The sequence below is a fragment of the Actinomadura sp. RB99 genome (assembly GCF_014706005.1).
Taxonomy (GTDB): Bacteria; Actinomycetota; Actinomycetes; order Streptosporangiales; family Streptosporangiaceae; genus Spirillospora.
The window spans coordinates 1-19,087 of sequence record NZ_JABMCA010000117.1; the positions used below are offsets into that span (position 1 = coordinate 1).

General features: G+C 74.4%; 16 protein-coding genes. 6 read left to right on the forward strand and 10 right to left on the reverse strand.

What is annotated here, in order from left to right:
• Window positions 1-84: 84 nt before the first annotated feature.
• Complete coding sequence (locus tag amrb99_RS47035; protein ID WP_190868603.1) at window positions 85-936, forward strand: MFS transporter; 852 nt, start codon at window positions 85-87, stop codon at window positions 934-936.
• Here the strand turns inward: amrb99_RS47035 and amrb99_RS47040 are convergent.
• Window positions 933-2,492, reverse strand: coding sequence for an AMP-binding protein (locus amrb99_RS47040; RefSeq protein WP_206700383.1), 1,560 nt, complete (start codon window positions 2,490-2,492; stop codon window positions 933-935). The two genes, amrb99_RS47035 and amrb99_RS47040, sit on opposite strands and share 4 nt — an antisense overlap.
• Window positions 2,493-2,713: 221 nt before the next feature.
• Here amrb99_RS47040 and amrb99_RS47045 point away from each other — a divergent pair, with 221 nt between their 5' ends.
• The 4 genes from amrb99_RS47045 to amrb99_RS47060 all read left to right on the forward strand — a co-directional run bounded on the left by amrb99_RS47045 (window position 2,714) and on the right by amrb99_RS47060 (window position 7,383).
• Window positions 2,714-3,847, forward strand: a complete 1,134-nt coding sequence (locus tag amrb99_RS47045; RefSeq protein WP_206700384.1) for a zinc metalloprotease — start codon at window positions 2,714-2,716, stop codon at window positions 3,845-3,847.
• 25 nt (window positions 3,848-3,872) lie between these two features.
• A complete protein-coding gene (locus amrb99_RS47050) occupies window positions 3,873-4,187 on the forward strand; it encodes a hypothetical protein (RefSeq protein WP_190868604.1) in 315 nt (104 codons plus the stop codon).
• Window positions 4,188-4,353: 166 nt separating this feature from the next.
• Window positions 4,354-6,393: a phenylacetic acid degradation bifunctional protein PaaZ gene (paaZ, locus tag amrb99_RS47055; RefSeq protein WP_190868617.1), complete on the forward strand. Its 2,040-nt coding sequence runs from the start codon at window positions 4,354-4,356 to the stop codon at window positions 6,391-6,393.
• A 63-nt stretch (window positions 6,394-6,456) separates the two neighbouring features.
• Window positions 6,457-7,383: a LysR family transcriptional regulator gene (locus amrb99_RS47060; RefSeq protein WP_190868605.1), complete on the forward strand. Its 927-nt coding sequence runs from the start codon at window positions 6,457-6,459 to the stop codon at window positions 7,381-7,383.
• Here the strand turns inward: amrb99_RS47060 and amrb99_RS47065 are convergent.
• The 3 genes from amrb99_RS47065 to amrb99_RS47075 are packed head-to-tail and all read right to left on the reverse strand — an operon-like array spanning window position 7,361 to window position 11,186.
• Window positions 7,361-8,503, reverse strand: coding sequence for a Glu/Leu/Phe/Val dehydrogenase (locus amrb99_RS47065; RefSeq protein WP_206700385.1), 1,143 nt, complete (start codon window positions 8,501-8,503; stop codon window positions 7,361-7,363). The genes amrb99_RS47060 and amrb99_RS47065 overlap by 23 nt on opposite strands.
• Complete coding sequence (locus amrb99_RS47070; RefSeq protein ID WP_190868606.1) at window positions 8,496-9,638, reverse strand: FAD-dependent oxidoreductase; 1,143 nt, start codon at window positions 9,636-9,638, stop codon at window positions 8,496-8,498. The genes amrb99_RS47065 and amrb99_RS47070 overlap by 8 nt, the downstream gene beginning before the upstream one ends.
• A gap of 9 nt (window positions 9,639-9,647) precedes the next feature.
• Window positions 9,648-11,186 carry an aldehyde dehydrogenase family protein gene (locus amrb99_RS47075; RefSeq protein ID WP_347257168.1) on the reverse strand — a complete coding sequence of 513 codons (1,539 nt, stop codon included), beginning with the start codon at window positions 11,184-11,186 and terminating at the stop codon, window positions 9,648-9,650.
• 222 nt (window positions 11,187-11,408) lie between these two features.
• On the opposite strand from amrb99_RS47075, the gene amrb99_RS47080 reads away from it, so the two are divergent.
• Window positions 11,409-13,538, forward strand: coding sequence for a thiamine pyrophosphate-dependent enzyme (locus amrb99_RS47080; protein WP_190868608.1), 2,130 nt, complete (start codon window positions 11,409-11,411; stop codon window positions 13,536-13,538).
• 61 nt (window positions 13,539-13,599) lie between these two features.
• Here amrb99_RS47080 and amrb99_RS47085 read toward each other — a convergent pair whose 3' ends face one another.
• The 6 genes from amrb99_RS47085 to amrb99_RS47110 form a co-directional block, all read right to left on the reverse strand.
• Entirely contained in the window at window positions 13,600-14,610 is a 1,011-nt protein-coding gene (locus amrb99_RS47085) for a substrate-binding domain-containing protein (RefSeq protein WP_190868609.1), read from the reverse strand.
• 50 nt (window positions 14,611-14,660) lie between these two features.
• Window positions 14,661-15,713 carry an ABC transporter permease gene (locus amrb99_RS47090; RefSeq protein WP_190868610.1) on the reverse strand — a complete coding sequence of 351 codons (1,053 nt, stop codon included), beginning with the start codon at window positions 15,711-15,713 and terminating at the stop codon, window positions 14,661-14,663.
• Window positions 15,710-17,203, reverse strand: a complete 1,494-nt coding sequence (locus amrb99_RS47095; RefSeq protein ID WP_190868611.1) for a sugar ABC transporter ATP-binding protein — start codon at window positions 17,201-17,203, stop codon at window positions 15,710-15,712. The genes amrb99_RS47090 and amrb99_RS47095 overlap by 4 nt, the downstream gene beginning before the upstream one ends.
• Before the next feature lie 12 nt (window positions 17,204-17,215).
• Window positions 17,216-17,614: a D-ribose pyranase gene (rbsD, locus tag amrb99_RS47100; protein WP_190868612.1), complete on the reverse strand. Its 399-nt coding sequence runs from the start codon at window positions 17,612-17,614 to the stop codon at window positions 17,216-17,218.
• Window positions 17,611-18,555: a ribokinase gene (gene rbsK / locus amrb99_RS47105; RefSeq protein ID WP_190868613.1), complete on the reverse strand. Its 945-nt coding sequence runs from the start codon at window positions 18,553-18,555 to the stop codon at window positions 17,611-17,613. The genes rbsD and rbsK overlap by 4 nt, the downstream gene beginning before the upstream one ends.
• An 89-nt stretch (window positions 18,556-18,644) precedes the next feature.
• The coding region (locus amrb99_RS47110) for an aldehyde dehydrogenase family protein (RefSeq protein WP_190868614.1) at window positions 18,645-19,087 on the reverse strand (443 nt) is incomplete at its 5' end.

The window sequence follows — 19,087 nt, forward strand, 5'->3', positions numbered from 1 at the left end:
GGCATACCGGAGGGCGTCGGCCCACAGCGACGCGAAGCGTAGGCCGGCGGCGTCGGGTGATGCGAGGCCGGACGGGATGCAGCGATGGTGGGCGGCGCCGGCAACGCGCTGGTGCAGCCCGCGGCGGGCCGCTACATCGGCGCGCGGGTGCCGCGCGGGCGGCTGTCGCTCGCCACCGGCATGGTGAGCGCCGCGCTCGGTGCCGCGCCGCTCGTGCCGGGGCTGCTCGCCGGGTTCGCCGCCGGCCCGCTCGGCTGGCGGACGGCGCTGCTGCTCGGCGCCGTCCTGCCCGCCGTCGCGATCCCGGCGGCGTTCCTGGCCGGGACGGGCCGGGCCGGTCCCGCGCCGAAGCGCGCGGCGGACGGGCCCGCGCGGGCCGGCCGGACGCTCGTGCTGTGGACGCTCGCCGCCGGCCTCGCCACGGTCGGCTCGAACGCCGCCGCGTCGTTCTTCGTGCAGCTCGGCACCCACTCCGGGCTGTCGACCGGGCTCGCCGGGCTGATGCAGTCGCTGGCCGGGGTCGTCGCCGTCGCCGTGCGGCTCGCCGCCGGCGGGCTCGCCGACCGCGCCCCGCGCCGCAATCCGGTGCTGGTCACCGCGATGATGCTGAGCGGGGCGGCCGGCCTGGCCCTGGTCGCCGCGGGCGGCCCCGCCGCGTTCGTCGCGGGCGCGCTGCTCGCCGTCGCCGGGGGCTGGGGCTGGACGGGCCTGCTGCTCGCGGCGGTGATGCGGCTGCTGCCGGGGCAGGGCGAGCGGGCCGGCGCGACGGTGCAGATCGGGCTGTTCGGCGGCGCGGCGGTCGCGCCGCTCGCCTTCGGCGCCGCCTCGTCCGCGCTGGGCGTTCCGGTGACCGTGCTGGTGGCGGCGCTGATCGTGCTGGCCGGGGCGGCCTCGATGCGCGCGGGGACGGCCGCGCTGCGCCGCGCGGCGGGCTAGGGCTCGGGGAGGGCGTGCTTGAGGACCTTGCCGGCGGGGTTGCGGGGGAGGGCGTCGAGGAACACGACCTCGCGGGGCACCTTGTGGCGGGCGAGGTTGGCGGCGACGTGCTTCTTCACGTCGTCCTCGCCGAGGCCGCCGGCGACGACGAAGGCGCGCAGCCGCTGGCCGAACTCCTCGTCGGGGACGCCGACGACGGCGGCCTCGGCGATGGCGGGATGGGCGGCCAGCAGGTCCTCGACCTCGCCCGGGTGGACGTTCTCCCCGCCGGAGACGATCATGTCGTCGGCGCGGCCGTCCACGTGCAGCCGGCCGCCCTCGTCCAGGTGGCCGAGGTCGCCGACGGCCATCAGCCCGCCGACCTCCTCCTTGCCGCCCCCGCCGGTGTAGCCGCCGAACCGGGCGGGCGAGTCGACGAAGATCCGCCCGGTCGCGCCGGGGGCGACCGGGCGGTCGTCGTCGCCGAGGATCGCCACGGTCGTGCCCGCGGGCGGGCGGCCGACGCAGCCGGGCGCGGCGGCGAGGTCGCCGGGGGTGGCGATGGCGATGCAGGACGCCTCGGTGGAGCCGTAGAAGTTGTGGAGGACGGGTCCGAACGCCTCGGCGGTGCGGCGGGCGAGGTCCGGGTCCAGCCGCGCCCCGCCCGTCAGGATCACCTTGAGCCGGGACAGGTCGCGGGCGTCGAGGGCGGGGGAGGCGAGCAGCCGGTTCAGCATCACCGGGACGGCGATCAGCGACGTGCAGCCGTGGTCGGCGACGTCGGCCAGGACCTCCGCGGCGTCGAAGCGGCGGCGCAGCACGAGGGTGGAGCCGAGCCCGAGCGCGAGGACGGCGCAGGTCAGCCCGAACCCGTGGAACAGCGGCGGGCCGACGAACATCGCCTCGCGGCCGCGGAGCGGCACCTTCGACAGGATGCCGCCGGGCAGCGCCATCGACGGCGACTGCGAGCGCGGCGCGCCCTTGGGGCGGCCGGACGTCCCGCTGGTGAGGATCACCATGGAGCCGTGCCGGGACGGCGCGGGCGGGGGAGCGGTGCCGCCTTCGGCGATGAGGCCGTCGAGGTCGGCGTCGGTGTGGCACGGGAGGTCGAGGCCCTCGACGACCCCGGCGAGCTCCTCGTCGTGCACGAGGACGGTCACGCCCTCGCGGGACACGGCGTCGCGCAGCTGCGGCGCGGCGAAGTCGGTGTTGAGGAAGAGCACGGACGCGCCGGTCTTGGCCGCCGCCGACATCGCCTCGAGCAGGCCCCGGTGGTTGCGGCACAGGATGCCGACGGTGGAGTCCGCGCCGACGCCGCGCTCGCGCCACGCGTTGGCGAGGGCGTTGCACCGCCGTTCCAGCTCCGCGAACGTCAGCGGGCCCCGCTCGTCGACGAGGCCGACGCGGTCGGGGAAGCGGTGGGCGGGCAGGGAGGTGGCGGCGCCGAGCGGCCCGTAGGCGCGCAGGGCGCGCGCCGTCGCCAGCAGCGCGGCCGGCGGCATCGGGCCGATCATCCCCGCGCGGGCGGCGGCGCGCAGGCCGGTCAGCTCGGCGGAGACGCGGGAGAGCGTGGGCATGCGCGCAGCGTAGTGAACCGGGGAACAGATCATCAAGATCTGTAACTTCGTTCTGCGTTGTTCGTGAATGGCGGGTGGAATGTGGGCTTATGGGGGTTTAATCCAAGTTTGCGGCTTTTCGAGCTTAGGGGGCCGGCGGGGGTTGGTAGGGCTCCCGACACGGCACGGGCGGCCCGCGCTGCGGAGGCGGGCCTCGGCCGCGAGATCCGAGAGGACCCACTATGACCGAGTACAACCCCTTCCCGGCCCCGTCGCGCGACCTGTGCGGAGCGATGCACGTCCACCGCAGGCTGCTGAACGAGAGCATGACCTACCGGGCCCAGCGCGCGCGCATCGAGAACCGGGCTCTGCAGTACGAGACCGGCCGCCGCGCCTCCGTGCGCAGCGGCGTGGTCGCCATCCCTGTCGTCGTCCACGTGGTGCACAATCCGAGCACCCCCGCGCAGAACATCGGCGAGGCGCAGATCCGCAGCCAGATCGACGTCCTCAACAGGGACTTCCGCGCCGCCAACCCCGATGTGTCCCGGGTGCCGGACGTGTGGAAGCCCTTGGTGGCCGACATCGAGGTCGAGTTCGCGCTCGCGACCGTGGACCCGCACGGCGCCCCGACGGACGGGATCGTCAGGGTCGAGACGGACCGCGCCGGGTTCGACTCCCACGACGCGGTGAAGGCGGCCTCCAGCGGCGGCGCCGACCCCTGGCCGAGCGACCAGTACCTCAACCTGTGGGTGTGCCAGCTCGGCGACGGTCTGCTGGGCTATGCGCAGTTCCCCGGCGGCCCGCCGCAGACCGACGGCGTCGTCATCCTGCACTCGGCGTTCGGGACGACCGGCACCGCCGCGGCCCCGTACAACGGCGGCCGCACCGCGACCCACGAGATCGGGCACTGGCTCGACCTGTTCCACATCTGGGGCGACGACGACGGCGCGTGCAGCAACGGCGACCGCGTCGCCGACACGCCGAACCAGGCCGACTCCAACACCGGCAAGCCCGCGTTCCCGCACGTCACCTGCAACAACGGGCCGAACGGCGACATGTTCATGAACTACATGGACTACGTCGACGACGACTGCATGTTCATGTTCACCAACGGCCAGCGCGCGCGGGTCGACGCCTGCCTGGAGGGGACCCGCGCCTCGTTCCTGGTGGCGCACCAGGCCGCGCCCGCGGCGCCCGCCGCCGCGGCTCCCGCGCCGGCTCCCGCGACCCGGCCCGCGGAGGCCGGCGCGCAGGGCTTCGTCGCTCAGGACAGCGACGTCGAACGGCTGCTCCACGACACCGAGCGGCTGACCAGGGAGGCCCTCACCGACCTCCACGACGCGCTCGACCTCGTCGGCCACCGCTTCGGCGGATGACCGGCCGGACGCCGGAGGAGGCGGCATGAACGGCACGCCGGCGCCCGTCACGGGCACATGGGTGCACGCCTTCGAGGAGGACACCCCGGCCGAGGCGGTGTACAGGCCGGAAGGCCACCCGCTCCCTCCGGCCCGCCGTCCGCGGCGGCGCCTGGAGTTCCGCGCGGACGGCACCCTCACCGAGCGCCGGCCCGCTCCCGACGACCGCCTCGCCGAGCGCGAGGGCCGCTGGGAGCGGCGGGGGCCGGGGCGCGTCGCCGTCGCCTTCCCCGGCGGGCACGGCGCGCCGGTCGCCGTGTCCGTCTCGAGCGCCGGCGACCGGCTCGTGGTCGAGAGGTGACCGGGCCGCCCGACCGGGCGGTCCGGCCGCGCACCGTAGAACGGAATCGTCCCTTCCCGTAAGGCGGCATGTCGACAAAGAAACCTCCGTGGGCTGTCATGTCTGTAGGGCGTGAACGGACGCCGTTCGTGGCAGGAAGAACCTAGATGTGGACAAGGAGGTCCCTGTGGTCGTGCTGCGCAGCTACGTGTCGGGTTCCTGGCGTGCCCCCGAGGACGAGGGGACGCCGTTGCACGACGCCGTCACCGGAGAGGAGGTCGCCCGGATCTCCTCCGCGGGGATCGACATGGGCGGTGCCCTGCGGTACGGGCGGACGGTCGGCGGGCCGGTGCTGCGGGAGCTGACCTTCCACCAGCGCGCCGCCTTGCTGAAGGCGCTGGCGTCCCATCTGCGGGAGCACTCCGAGGAGCTGTACGCGCTGTCCGCGCGGACGGGCGCGACGCTCGGCGACTCGAAGTTCGACGTCGACGGCGGCATCGGGGTGCTGTTCGGCTACGCGAGCAAGGGCAAGCGCGAGCTGCCGAACGACACGGTCCTGGTGGAGGGCGCCGTCGAGCCGCTCGGCAAGGGCGGCACGTTCGTCGGGCAGCACCTGTGCACGCCGTCCCACGGCGTCGCGGTGCAGATCAACGCCTTCAACTTCCCGGTCTGGGGGCCGCTGGAGAAGCTCGCGCCCGCGTTCCTCGCCGGCATGCCGAGCCTGATCAAGCCCGCGAGCCAGACCGCGTTCCTGACCGCCCGGCTGGTCGAGCTGATCGTCGAGTCGGGGCTGCTGCCGGAGGGCAGCGTGCAGATGGTCTGCGGCGACCCGCGCGACCTGCTCGACCACGTCACCGAGCAGGACGTCGTGGCGTTCACCGGCTCGGCCTCGACGGCGAGGCTGCTGCGCACGCACCCGGCGATCGTCGGCAACGCGGTCCGCTTCAACGCCGAGGCCGACTCGCTGAACTGCTCGGTCCTCGGCCCCGACGCCGCGCCCGGCACCGCCGAGTTCGACCTGTACGTCAAGCAGCTCGTCGCGGAGATGACCGTCAAGGCCGGGCAGAAGTGCACCGCGATCCGGCGCGCGCTCGTCCCCGCCGCGCTCCTCGACGACGTCACCGAGGCCGTCCGGGAGCGGCTGGCGCGGGTGACCGTCGGGAACCCGGCCGACCCGGACGTGCGGATGGGCGCGCTCGCCACGCTCGACCAGCGCGAGGAGGTGCGGCGCTCGCTCAAGGCGCTGACGGACGCCGGCCGGATCGTGTTCGGCGACCCCGAGCGGGTCGAGGTCAAGGGCGCGGACGCCGAGCGCGGCGCGTTCATGTCGCCGGTGCTGCTGCGCGCCGACGACACCGGGCGCGCCGAGCCCCACGAGGTCGAGGCGTTCGGCCCGGTCAGCACCCTGATGCCGTACACCGACGCGGCGGACGCCGTCGCGCTCGCGGCGCGCGGGCGCGGCAGCCTCGCCGGGTCCGTGGTCACCGCCGACGCGGAGTTCGCGCGCGACGTCGTCCTCGGCCTGGCCCCCTGGCACGGGCGGCTGCTGGTGTTGAACTCCGAGGACGCCAAGGAGTCCACCGGGCACGGGGCGGCGCTGCCCGCGCTCGTCCACGGCGGCCCCGGCCGCGCCGGAGGCGGCGAGGAGATGGGCGGGATCCGCGGGGTCGTGCACCACATGCGGCGCACCGCCGTCCAGGCGGGGCCCGCGATGCTCACCGCGCTGACCGGCCGCTGGGTGCCGGGCACCGACCGCACCGTCACCGACGAGCACCCGTTCCGCAAGCACCTGGAGGACCTGCGGGTCGGCGACACCGCCGTCGGCGGGCCCCGCGTCGTCACGCTGGACGACATCGGGCACTTCGCCGAGTTCACCGGCGACACCTTCTACGCCCACACCGACGAGGAGGCCGCCCGCAAGAACCCGCTGTTCGGCGGCCGGGTCGCGCACGGCTACCTCGTCGTGTCGTTCGCGGCGGGCCTGTTCGTCGAGCCCGCCCCGGGGCCGGTGCTGGCGAACTACGGGCTGGAGAACCTGCGGTTCCTCACCCCGGTGAAGCCCGGCGACGAGCTGACGGTGACGCTGACCGCCAAGGAGATCTCGCCGCGCGAGGGCGCCGACTACGGCGAGGTCCGCTGGGACACCGACGTCACCAACCAGGACGGCGCGTCCGTCGCCAAGTACGACGTGCTGACGCTGGTGGCCAAACGGCCCGCACGCGACTAGAACGGAAGAAGGGGGCGTCCGCGGGGGAGACGTCGAAGCGCCGCCGGTCGACGGGGAGCACCGATGATCAGTCCCCTGCACATCCAGACCGTGCGCGAGGTCGTGCGCACCGGGTCGTTCGCGGACGCCGCCCGCAACCTCGGGTACACCGCGTCCGCCGTCTCCCAGCAGGTCGCCGCGCTGGAGCGCGCCTGCGGGCTGGTGCTGTTCGAGCGCCGGGCCCGCAGCGTGCGGCCGACCAGCGCGGCGTTCCTGCTGGTCAGCAAGGGCAACGACGTCCTGTCCGCGCTGGCCACGCTGGAGCGCGAGCTGCGCACCGTCGCCAGCGGTGAGCGCGGCGCGCTGCGGCTCGGCAGCTTCCCGACCGCCAGCTCCCGCATCCTGCCGCGGGTGCTGGCGGAGCTGTCGCGGGTCCGGCCCGGCATTGAGATCAAGCTGTCGGAGGGCGAGCCGGACGAGCTGCTGCCCGAGCTGCTGGACGGCGACCTCGACCTGCAGCTCGTCTACCGGTACGACCTGTTCCCGCGCGGCTGGCCCGACCAGATCGTCGAGACGCCGGTGATGGACGAGAACCTGGTGCTGTGCGTGCCGGCCGGGCACCCGCTGGCGGGCCGGCGCACCGCGCGGCTGCGGGACCTGCGATCCGAGACGTGGATCGCGAGCCGTCCCGACAGCTGCGGCGCGCAGGCGCTGCTGCGGCTGTGCGGAACCGCCGGGTTCACCCCGAACATCGCGTTCCGCAGCAACGACTACGCGGTGGTGTGCGGGCTCGTCGGCTGCGGCCTCGGCATCGCACTCGTCCCGGCGCTCGGCTGCGTCCCGCATCCGGGCCTGCGGACGCTGCGGCTCAGCCGCCGCACGCCGCGCCGCCACGTGACCGTGCTGCGCCGCACGTCCAACAGCAACCCGCTGGTGAAGGACGCCATGCGCGGGCTGATGGACGTGGCGCGCGACGTCGAGGCGGAGATCAGCGGCGCCACCGGCCCTTGAGCTCCATCGCGGCGCGCACCCGCTCCTGCGCCAGCGCCAGCGCCGCCTCGTGCGTGGTCGTGCCCTGCGCGCGGGCGGCCGTGAGCACCTTCGCGGTGTTGTCGCGCATCTTCGACGAGACCGCCGCGAACACCGCGCCGGGGTCGGGGCGGAACGCCGAGTAGCGGGCGTCCATCGCGAACCCGGCCGCGACGACGCCTCCGGCGTTCGCCACGAAGTCCGGGACGACCGTGACGCCCCGCGCCGCGAGGACCCGCTGCGCCGGGCCGTCCGTCGGCAGGTTCGCGCCCTCCACGACGATCCGCGCCCGGATCCGCGCGGCGACGTCCGCGCCGATCACGTCCTGCAGCGCGGCGGGGACGAGGACGTCGGCGGGCACCAGCAGCTCGGCCCCCGCGTCCAGGAGCTGCCCGCCGTACTCGCGGACCGCCGCGTCGCCGGCCTCGCCCCGCAGCGCGAGGAGGCGCGCGACGTCCAGGCCGTCCGGATCGTAGAGCGCGCCGTGGACGGTCGACACAGCGACGACGGTCGCGCCGAGCTCGGTGAGGCGGCGCGCGGCGGCGTGCCCGACCGCGCCGAACCCCTGCACCGCCACCCGCGCGCCGGACAGCTCCATCCCGGCGTCGCGCGCGGCGGCGTCGGCGGCCTCCGCGACCCCGTACCCGGTGACGCCCAGCTCGTCGTAGGGCATGCCGCCCAGCGCGTGCGGGGTGCCGACCGCCGCGCCGCGGTCGCCCAGCTCGTCCTGGACGACCGCCGCGTCCCGCTCCGTCAGCCCCATGTCCAGGCCCGCGACGTACCGCGCGGGGATCTCCTGCGCCAGCGCCCGCACGAACGCCCGCAGGACCCCCTCCCGGTCCGGGGACGCCGGGTCGGCCGCGATCCCCGCCTTGGCGCCGCCGAAGAACAGGTCGGCGCCCGCCCACTTGTAGGTCATCACCCGGGCGAGCCGCGCGACCTCAGCGACCGTCACGCCCGGGCTCATCCGCATGCCGCCCTTGCCCATCCCGCGGGCGGTGTTGTCGATGACGAGCACGCCGCGCATCCCGGTCCGGGAGTCCGACACGCACACGACCCGTTCGGGGCCCCACTCGTCCATCAGCGCGAGCACGTCAGACACAGTTGATCTCCGGGCGGGGGCGGTCGCCGGCGAACCGCGCGGCGTGCAGGGGAGCGACGTCCACGAAGGGCTCGCGGCGCAGGTACAGGTCGCGGACGACCTCGCCGACCGCCGGCCCCTGGAGGAACCCGTGGCCGGAGAACCCGGTCGCGTACAGGAACCGGGAGACGCCGGTGTCCTCGCCGATCAGCGCGTTGTGGTCGGGCGTGACCTCGTACAGCCCGGCCCACCCGCCGGCCAGTCCCGCGTCCAGGAGGCGGGGCGCGCGGGCGGCGATGGCCTCGGTGAGTCGGGGCAGCCACGCGTCGGTCCGGTCGAGCAGGAAGCCGGGCCGCTCGTCGGGATCGGACATGCCGAGCATCAGCCCCTCGCCCTCGCCGTGGAAGTAGAACGACGTGGTGAAGTCGATCGTCATCGGCACGGGACGCGGCAGGTCCGGCATGGGCCCGGTGAACGCGATCTGCCGCCGCAGCGGCTCGACCGGCAGGTCGACGCCCGCCATCGCGCCGACCCTCGCCGACCACGCGCCCGCGGCGCAGACGACGGCGGGCGCGGCGATCCGCCCCCGCGAGGTCTCGACGGCCCGGACCTCGCCGCCGGGCGCGTCGATCCCGAGCACCTCGCACCGCGTCAGCAGCGTCGCGCCGTGCCGCCGCGCGGCGGTCGCGTACCCGAGGACGACCGACTCCGGCGTGCAGTGCCCGTCGTCGGGGGAGAACGCGGCGGCGAGCAGCCCGCCGGTCTCGATGAGCGGGGACAGGCGCCGCGCCTCCGCCACCGAGACCATCCGGCTCGGCACGCCGAGGCCGTTCTGCAGCGCGACGCTCGCCTCGAACGCGGCGACGTCCTCGGGCCGCGACAGCAGGAACAGGTAGCCGACCCGGTGCAGGTCGATCTCCTGCCCGGGACGCTCGCGGAACCGCGCGAACGCCTCCAGGCTGCGGGCGCCCAGCCGGATGTTCACCTCGTCGGAGAACTGCGCCCGGACCCCGCCCGCCGCCTTGCACGTCGACCCGGAGCCCAGCTCGTCCCGCTCGGCCAGCACCACCCGCACCCCGGCCTCGGCGAGGTGGAACGCGATGCTCGTCCCCATCACCCCGCCGCCGATGACGACGACGTCCGCCTCGGACTCCACGGCGGCCCCCTACAGCCGGAAGCCGAGGTCGGGAGCGATCTCCAGGACGTCCATCTGCGCCTTCTGCAGCCGCCCCGAGTGGTCCCAGTTCATCGACTGCCAGCGGGTGAACTGGTCCAGCACCCAGACGCCGGACTGGCGGCTGCCGTTGCCGGACCGCCCGTTCCCGCCGAACGGCAGGTGCGCCTCCGCGCCGGACGTCGAGTTGTTCACGCTGACCATCCCGGCGGAGATCCGCCGCCGGAACCGGAACACCTTCGCCGGGTCGGTGGTGTAGATCGACGCGGACAGGCCGTAGCCCGGCGCGTTCGCCAGCGCGATCGCCTCGTCCAGCGTCCGGTACGGGACGACGCCGACGACCGGGCCGAACGTCTCGTTCATGAACAGCTCGTCGGCGGGACCGACGCCGTCGACGATCACCGGGTGGTAGAAGAGCCCGGCCTCCGGGTCCCCGACGAAGCCGGCGCGCGGGTTCGCCGCGCTGATCCGCCCCGTGCCGGACGAGCCGTGCACCGCGTGGCCGCCGCCGATCCAGCCGAGCGTCTTCTCGAACCCGGCGGTGAACCGCTCGCTGATGAGCGGGCCGTACAGGACGTCCTCGAACGGGTCGCCCACCGGCGCCGCGCGCACCGCCTCGTCCAGCAGCCGGACGAACGCGCCGTGCAGCGACTCGTGCACGATCGCCGTCCCGAGGGACGTGCAGCGCTGCCCGGCCGTCCCGAAGCCGGAGAACAGGGCGCCCTCGACGGCGAGCGGCAGGTCGGCGTCCTCGGTGACCACCATCGGGTTCTTGCCGCCGAGCTCCAGGCACGGCGTCTGCAGGTGCCGCCCGCACAGCTCGCCGATCCGCGACCCCACGTCCGTGGACCCGGTGAACCCGACCTTGTCGACGAGCCCTTCGCCGAGCGCGCGCTCCAGCCCGGCATAGGTCTCCGGGCCGTCGGCGTAGACGACGTTGAGCACCCCGTCCGGCAGGCCCGCGTGCGCGAACAGCTGGTAGAACGCCTCCGCGCAGGCCGCCGCGTACTCGGCGGGCTTCCACACCACCGCGTTCCCGCACAGCAGCGCCGGGACGATGTACCAGGACGGCACCGCGACCGGGAAGTTCCCCGCCGTGATCACGGCGACGACCCCGACCGGGTCGCGGAACGTGAACAGCTGCTTGTCCGGCATCTCGGACGGCACCGTCTGGCCGTAGAGCCGTCGGCCCTCGCCGAGGAAGAACGCGCACGTGTCGGCGATCTCCTGCACCTCGCCGAGCGCCTCGGCGTACGGCTTGCCGACCTCGCGGGCGACGACGCGCGCCAGCGCCGGCTTGTTCGCCTCGACCAGCCGGCCGATCGACGCGACGACCTGCCCGCGGACCGGCGCCGGCACGTCGCGCCAGGCGTCCTGCGCCGCGCGCGCCGCCCGGCAGGCCCGGACGAGGCCGGCGGCGTCCGCGAGGGACACCTCCGCGACCAGGTCCGCGGTCCGGGACGGGTCGGTGGAACGGTACGAGCGCGGCCCCGCCGGGATCCGGGCGCCGCCGATGACGGAGGTGAGCACGGTTCCCACACTGAACGGGCCGCCGCGCCCGGCCAAGATCGGGCAGAGCGCGGCTTGCTTACCGCGAGGCCAAGCCCGGCTGAGGCTTCGCACGCCGAGCACGCGCGTTAAGCATCCCTTGGCCACCGGGCAACCGGTTCGCGGTCTCGCACGAGTCGACCCGGACGGCGCGCGCGCACGATGCTCGTAACCGGACCGCTTCACCGCAATGCAGGAGCCCGCATGGCCGAGCCCGCCGACGTCCACTTCCTGGAGCAGGCCGCGTCGCTGAAGCCGCCGGCGTCCCCGCGCGCGCCCGGCGCGCTCACCGGCGAGGAGTGCCTGCGGCTGTTCGACGCGCAGCTCGGGAGCCGGCACCTCGACCTCGCGGCGCGATGGCTGCGCGCCCAGGACCGCGGCTACTACACCATCGGGTCGTCCGGCCACGAGGGCAACGCCGCCGTCGCCGCCGCGCTGCGTCCCGACGACCCGGCGCTCCTGCACTACCGGTCGGGCGCGTTCTTCCTGGAGCGGGCCCGGCAGGCCGGTGAGCCCGACCCGCTGCGAGACGTGCTGCTCGGCGTCGTCGCGGCGGCGGACGAGCCGATCGCGGGCGGCCGCCACAAGGTGTTCGGCAGCAGCCGCCTGCACGTCATCCCGCAGACCTCCACGATCGCCTCACACCTGCCGCGCGCGCTCGGCGTCGCGTTCGCGATCGAACGGTCCGCGCGGCTGGGGGTCGCGTCGCCGTGGCCGCGCGACGCGGTGGCGGTGTGCAGCTTCGGCGACGCGTCCGCGAACCACTCGACGGCCGCGGGCGCGATCAACGCCGCGGTCGGCTGCGGGTTCCAGGGCCTGCCGATGCCGCTGCTGCTGGTCTGCGAGGACAACGGCATCGGCATCAGCGTCCGCACCCCGCCCGGCTGGATCGAGGCCGCCTACGGCTCGCGCCCCGGCCTCGCCTACTTCCCCGCCGACGGCGGCGACCTGGAGGACGCCTGCGCGGCGTCGCGGCGCGCCGCCGGCTGGGTCCGCGAGCACCGCCGTCCCGCCCTCCTGCACCTGCGCTGCGTCCGGCTGATGGGCCACGCCGGCTCGGACGTCGAGTCGGCCTACCGCACGCCCGCCGAGATCGCCGCGGACCTCGCCGCCGACCCGCTGCTGCGCACCGCGCGCCTCCTCGTCGACCGGGGCATCGCGACCGCCGACGAGATCGTCCGGCTGTACGAGGCCAAGCGGCGCGCCGTGATCCGGCGCGCGGAGCAGGTCGAGGACGCCCGGCGGCTGGCGTCCGCCGCCGAGGTGATGGCCCCGATCCGGTACCGCGAGCCGTCGCCCGGCGCCGGGTCGCCCGGCCGGGGCGAGCCCGTCACGGTCGCGCAGGCGATCAACCGGACGCTCGCCGGCCTGCTCGACGAGCGGCCCGGCATGGTCGTGTTCGGGGAGGACGTCGCGCGCAAGGGCGGCGTCTACGGCGTCACGCGCGGGCTGCTGAAACGGGCCGGGGCGGCGCGGGTGTTCGACACGCTCCTGGACGAGCAGTCCATCCTCGGGCTCGCGCTCGGGTTCGGCCTCGCGGGCATGCTGCCCATCCCGGAGATCCAGTACCTCGCCTACCTGCACAACGCCGCCGACCAGATCCGGGGCGAGGCGGCGACGCTGCCGTTCTTCTCGGCGGGGCGGTACCGCAACCCGATGGTGGTCCGCATCGCCGCCTACGCCTACCAGAAGGGGTTCGGCGGGCACTTCCACAACGACAACGCCGTGGCGGCACTCCGCGACGTCCCCGGCCTCGTGATCGCGTCCCCGGCCAGGCCGGACGACGCCGCCGGGATGCTGCGGACCTGCGCCGACGCCGCCGAGCACGACGGCCGGATCTGCGCGTTCCTCGAGCCGATCGCGCTCTACCATGCCCGTGACCTGCACGAAGAGGGCGACGGCGGCTGGCTCGCCCCGGCCGGCGGCACGGTGCCGCTCGGACGCGGCCGCACCTACGGGGACGGCCGCGACCTCACCATCGTCACCTTCGCCAACGGGCTCCGGATGAGCCTGCGGGCCGCGCGCCGCCTGCGGGCCGGCGGCGTCCGCTGCCGCGTGCTCGACCTGCGCTGGCTCGCCCCGCTGCCCGTGGACGACCTGCTGCGGGAGGCCCGCGCGACCGGCGCCGTCCTCGTCGCGGACGAGACGAGGCGGACCGGCGGCGTCTCCGAGGGCGTCCTCGCGGCACTGGCCGACGCCGGGTTCGACGGCCGCGCCGCCCGCGTCGCGAGCGAGGACTCCTTCATCCCGCTCGGCGACGCCGCCGCCCGCGTGCTGCTGTCGGAGGACGCCGTCGCCGAGGCCGCCGGGCGGCTGCTCGGCCGGTCCCGGTGACGGGGCCGGAAAAGGATGGTCCCGCCGGCCCGGGCGGGGGCCGACGGGACCGTCCGGCGGACTACTTGAGGGACGCCGGAACGTCGGCGGCGTCGCCGAGCCCGACCAGGTAGTCGGCGTACTCCTTGGCGTCGCCCTTCGTCACGAGCCTGCCCTGCAGCGTCTCGTCCGCCGCGGGCTTCTTCCCGGACAGGATGTCGGCGGCGAGCGTCATGACCTTCTGGCCGAGCGCGAACGGCGACTCGGCGTTCGTCGCGTACATGTCGCCCGCCGCGACGGCGGCCAGCGCGTCGGAGATGCCGTCGTTGCCGACGAGCTTCACCTTCTTCGACAGGTTGCGGGCCTTCAGCGCCGACAGGACGCCCATGGCCATCTCGTCGTTCGCCGCGTACACGCCGTTGATGTCGGGCTTGGCCTGCAGCACGTTCGTCATCACGTTGAGCGCCTTGGCGCGGTCGAAGTCAGCGGCCTGCTTGGCGACGACCGTGATGCCCTTGTGCTTCGCGATCTCCTCGTTGAAGCCCTTGCTGCGGTCCTGCGCGACGTTCGTGCCGAGCAGGCCCTGGATCTCCACGACCTTGCCCTTCTCGCCGACGGCCTCGGCGAGCGCCTTGGCGGCGTTCCGCCCGGCCTGGACGGCGTCGTAGCCGACGAACGTGGCGAGCCTGCCGCCGGACGGCTTGCGGTCGAACGCCATCACCGGGATGTTCGCGCCGTTCGCCTGTGTCACCGAGGACGTCGCGGACTGGGTGCTGACCGGGTCGATGATGAGGATGCCGGTCTGCTTGGAGACCGCCGTCGTCGCCTGGTTCAGCGCGGCGGCGTCGCTGTTGTTGGCGTTCTGCACGTTCAGCTTGATGCCGAGCTTGGCCGCCTGGGCCTGCGCGCCGTTCTTGACGCTGACGAAGAACGGGTTGTTCAGCGTGCTCATGATGATCGTCGCGTCCTTCTTGCCGGACGCCTTGCCGGAGTCGGCGCCGGCGTCGTCGCCGGCGCGGCTGCACCCGGTGAGGGCGAGCGCGGCGGCGGCGGTCACGGCGATCGCGGCGCGGGTGGTACGGGCCACGCGCATGGGAATCTCCTTTGCGGGGTGGGGTGGGGTGGGGTGGGGTGGGAAACCGGTCAGCGGGTCTTGGCGGCGGCGGTGCCGCCGCGATGCGGCGGGCCGCCGGGCGCGGTGCCGTCCGCGCGTTTCGGAAGGAGGGAGCGCAGCACGTCGATGTTGCGGTCCAGGAACACGGCCAGCAGGATGACCAGGCCCTTCACGACGTTCTGCAGGAACGGCGAGACGTCGAGGAGGTTCATCCCGTTGTCGATGACGCCGAGGACGAGCGCGCCCACGAGCGTGCCGAGCAGGGTGCCGCGCCCGCCGGCGAGGCTCGTCCCGCCGATGATGACGGCGGCGATCGCCTCCAGCTCCAGGCCGGTGCCGGCGGTCGGCTCGGCGGTCGAGAGCCGGGCGGTCAGGATGAACCCGGCGAGCGCCGCCAGCACCCCGCTGACCACGAACGCGAGGATCTTGACGCGGTCGGTGCGGACGCCGGACAGCCGCGCCGCCTCGGTGTTGTCGCCGGTGGCGTAGACGTGCCGGCCGAACCGGGTCCGGGCGAGCAGGTACCCGGCCGCCGCGAACACCACCAGCATGATGACCACGGGGACGGGCACGCCGGCGATCCGGTTCTGCCCTATGCCCTGGAAGTCGTAGTCGGTCACGGCGACGGGGTTGCCCTTGGTGAGCTGCAGGCTGAGGCCCGACAGCACCGACATGGTGGCGAGCGTCGCGATGAACGACGGCATCCGCGTCTTGGTGACGAGCAGCCCGTTCACCAGCCCGATCGCGGCACCGGCCGCGACGCCCGCGGCGATCCCGGCGACCAGGCCGTGGTCGCGGAGCGTCTGCGCGGTGACGACGGCGGTGAAGCCGAGCGCCGCGCCGACCGACAGGTCGATCTCCGCCAGGATGATCACGTAGGTCTGCCCGACCGCGAGCAGCGCCGCGACCGACGTCGCGAGCCCCACGTTCATCAGGTTGTTGTGCGTCAGGAAGACCGGGGAGGCGATGGTCAGGACGATCCCGACCAGCAGCAGCATCCAGACCGCGCGCAGCCGGCGTGCGGCGGCGGCCGCCGAGGAGAGCCGCGACCGGGACGCCGGGCTCGTGACTGAGAGGGTCATGGGGCACCTACCAGTGCGTGTTCGAGGATGTTCTGTTCGTTCACGTCGTCGCCCGCCAGCTCGGAGACGGGCCGCCCCTCCCGCATCACCAGGACGCGGTCGGACATGGCGACCAGCTCGGGCAGGTCGGAGCTGACCAGCACGACGGCGACGCCGTCCGCGGTGAGCCCGTTGATGATCCGGTAGATCTCGGTCTTGGCGCCGACGTCGACGCCGCGGGTCGGCTCGTCCATCAGCAGCACCCGGGGGCCGGTCATGACCCACTTGGCGAAGAGCGCCTTCTGCTGGTTGCCGCCCGACAGGGACGCGGCCGGGACCGACGGCGACGCGGCGCGGACCCGCAGGTCCGCCATCACCTTCCCGGTCGCGGCGCGCTCCCGGCCGCGCCGGACGACGTCGGCCGTGGTGAACCGGCCGAGCGACGGCAGCGACACGTTCGCCTCGACCGACTGCTGCAGGGCGAGGCCCTCACCGGACCGGTCCGGGGTGACGTAGGCGATGTTCCCGGCGATCGCCCGCCGCGGGTCGCGCGCCCTGACGGGCTCGCCGTCCACGGTCACGGTCCCGGAGGTCAGCGGGTGCAGGCCGAACAGGGCGCGCAGCAGCTCGCCGCGGCCGCAGCCGACCACGCCGCCGATGCCGAGCACCTCGCCCGCCCGGACGTCGAGGTCCACGTCGCGGAACGCCTCCCCGCCCGACGCGCCCCGGACCCGCAGGACGACCCGGTCCGTGGCGTTGCGCTCCTTCGGGTAGAAGTCGTCCACGGCGTCGCCGACCATCGCGGTGACGACCCGGGCGGGGGTGAGCGACCCGGTGGGCTCGTCCAGGGTGACGCGGCCGTCGCGCAGCACGACGATCCGGTCGGACAGCGCGAACACCTCGTCCAGCCGGTGGCTGATGTAGAGGATGGTGACGCCCGCCTCGCGCAGCCGCCGGACCTGCGCGAACAGCCGCTCCGACTCGCGCTCGTCCAGCGCCGCGGTCGGCTCGTCCAGGATCAGCAGCCGCGGCCGGTGCGTCATCGCCTTCGCGATCTCGACCATCTGCCGTTCGGCGACCCCCAGCTCGCCGACCGGGCGCCGGACGTCGATGTCCAGGCCGAGGTCCTTCAGCGCGGCCGCGGCCGCCTCCGCCATCCGGCGCCGCGAGACGCTCAGCCGCCCGAACCGGCCCTCCCGGTCGAGGACGTGCATGTTCTCCGCGACGGACAGGTTCGGGAACAGGTTCTGCTGGAACTCCTGGTAGATGACCTCGATGCCGAGCGCCATCGCGGCCTGCGGGTCCTTCAGGACGGTGGTCTCCCCGTCGATGACGATCCGCCCGGCGTCGGGCTGGTGCGCGCCGGAGATCACCCGGGTGAGGGTGGACTTGCCGGCGCCGTTCTCGCCGCACAGCGCGACGACCTCGCCCGCCTCGACCGCGAGCCCCACGCCCCGCAGCACGTGGTTCTCCCCGAACGACTTGTGGACGTCGACCAGCTGCATCCGCATGTCGATCTCCCGTCAGTAGACGACGCCCGCGGTGAGCAGCACGTTCGCGTACGGGGTGAACTCCCCGGACCGCACCGCCGCCCGCGCGCCGCCGGTGGCCCGCTTGAACTCGGCGTGCGGGACGAACCGCACCGCCATGCCCGGGAAGCGCGCCTCGACCTCGGCGAGCATGTCCGGGCTGTGCTCCTTGACCTCCTCCGACATCAGCACGCCCTCCACGGCGACCTCCGCGAGGACGGTGTCCAACAGGTCGAGGAAGCGCGGCAGGTTCTCCCGCACCGCCAGGTCGACCCGCTCCACCCCGGGCGGGATGGGCAGCCCGGCGTCGGTGACGGCGAGCAGGTCGGTGTGCCCGAGCTCGGAGATGACGCGGGCCAGCTGGCCGTTGAGCGTGCCGTTGTTGCGCCTCATCGGGCGGCTCCTTCCAGGGTGGTACCGGACATCAGCGCGTCCACCTCGTCCCGTCCGGGGAGGGACGGGCTCGCGCCGGGACGGGTCGTCGCCAGCGCGCCGGCGGCCATCCCGCGTTCGATGGCACGTTCCAGGTCGTCGCCGGCCGCGAGCGCCGCGCCCAGCGAGCCGGTGAACGCGTCTCCGGCCGCGGTCGTGTCGACGGCGGTGACCTCGTAGGCCGGGAAGTGGCGCGCGCCTGCGGCGGTGACGGAGACGGCGCCGCCCGCGCCCAGCGTGATCAGCGCGTGGCCGACGCCGCGGTCGAGGAACCACCGCCCGGCCCGCTCGGCGGACGCCGCGTCGGTCACCTCCACGCCGGTCAGCTCGGCCGCCTCGCTCTCGTTCGGCGTGACGAGGTCGATGTGCGGCCACGCGTCGTCCGGCAGCGGCTGCGCGGGGGCCGGGTCGAGGACGACCGTCAGCCCGGCCGCCCGGCCCGCCTTCGCGGCGTGGCAGGTCGTCGCGGCGGGGACCTCGAGCTGCAGCAGCAGCACGCCCGCCTTCCCGGCGGTCGCGGCGATGCTCGCGTCGACCATCGCCGGGTCGAGGTCCGCGTTCGCCAGGGGGGTGATGACGATGTCGTTCTCGCCGGACGCGTCGACCCGGATGTGCGCGACGCCCGTGCGGCCGTCGACGGTCCGGACCTCGTCCAGTTCGACGCCGTGCGAGCGCAGGCCGTCCAGGACGATCTCGCGGAACGGGTCCCGGCCGACGCATCCGGCGAGCCATGTCCGCGCCCCCGCGCGGGCGGCGGCGACCGCCTGGTTCGCCCCCTTCCCGCCGAGCACGAGGGTGAAGTCGTCGCCGAGCACGGTCTCGCCGCGCCGCGGGAACCGTGCGCTGAACGCGGTCACGTCCGCGGTGATGCTGCCGACGACGAGAACACCGTGGGGTTTCATCGCGGTCCTCCTGTTCCGGCTGTTCGAGGCATGAGTGGGGAGAGGTCACGGCGGTTCCGCCGTGTCCTTGGCTGGTGTGCGGTCGTGGATCAGACCCCGACGGGGTGCCAGACGGTCTTGGTCTCCAGGAACGCGGTCATGCGCGCGGTTCCGGGGTCGTCTGTCCAGTCGGTGGTGGTGGGGCGGTGGACGCGTTTGAGGTTCTCCGCGGCCGTGTCTTCGAGGTCCCGGATGTCCTCGTGGGGGACGCCGGTGAGGTCGATGGCGTTGACGTCCATGTGGGAGGCGAGCCAGGGGGCGAGTTCGGTGCGGTGTCCGGTGAGGATGTTGACGACGCCGCCCGGTAGGTCGCTGGTGGCGAGGACTTCGGCGAGGGTGATCGCGGGGAGTGGGGCGGGTTCGGAGGCGATGACGACGGTGGTGTTGCCGGTGATGATCGCGGGTGCGAGTACCGAGACCAGGCCGAGGAGCGGGTCGTCGGGCGCGATGATGGCGACGATGCCGGTGGGTTCGGGGGTGGAGAAGTTGAAGT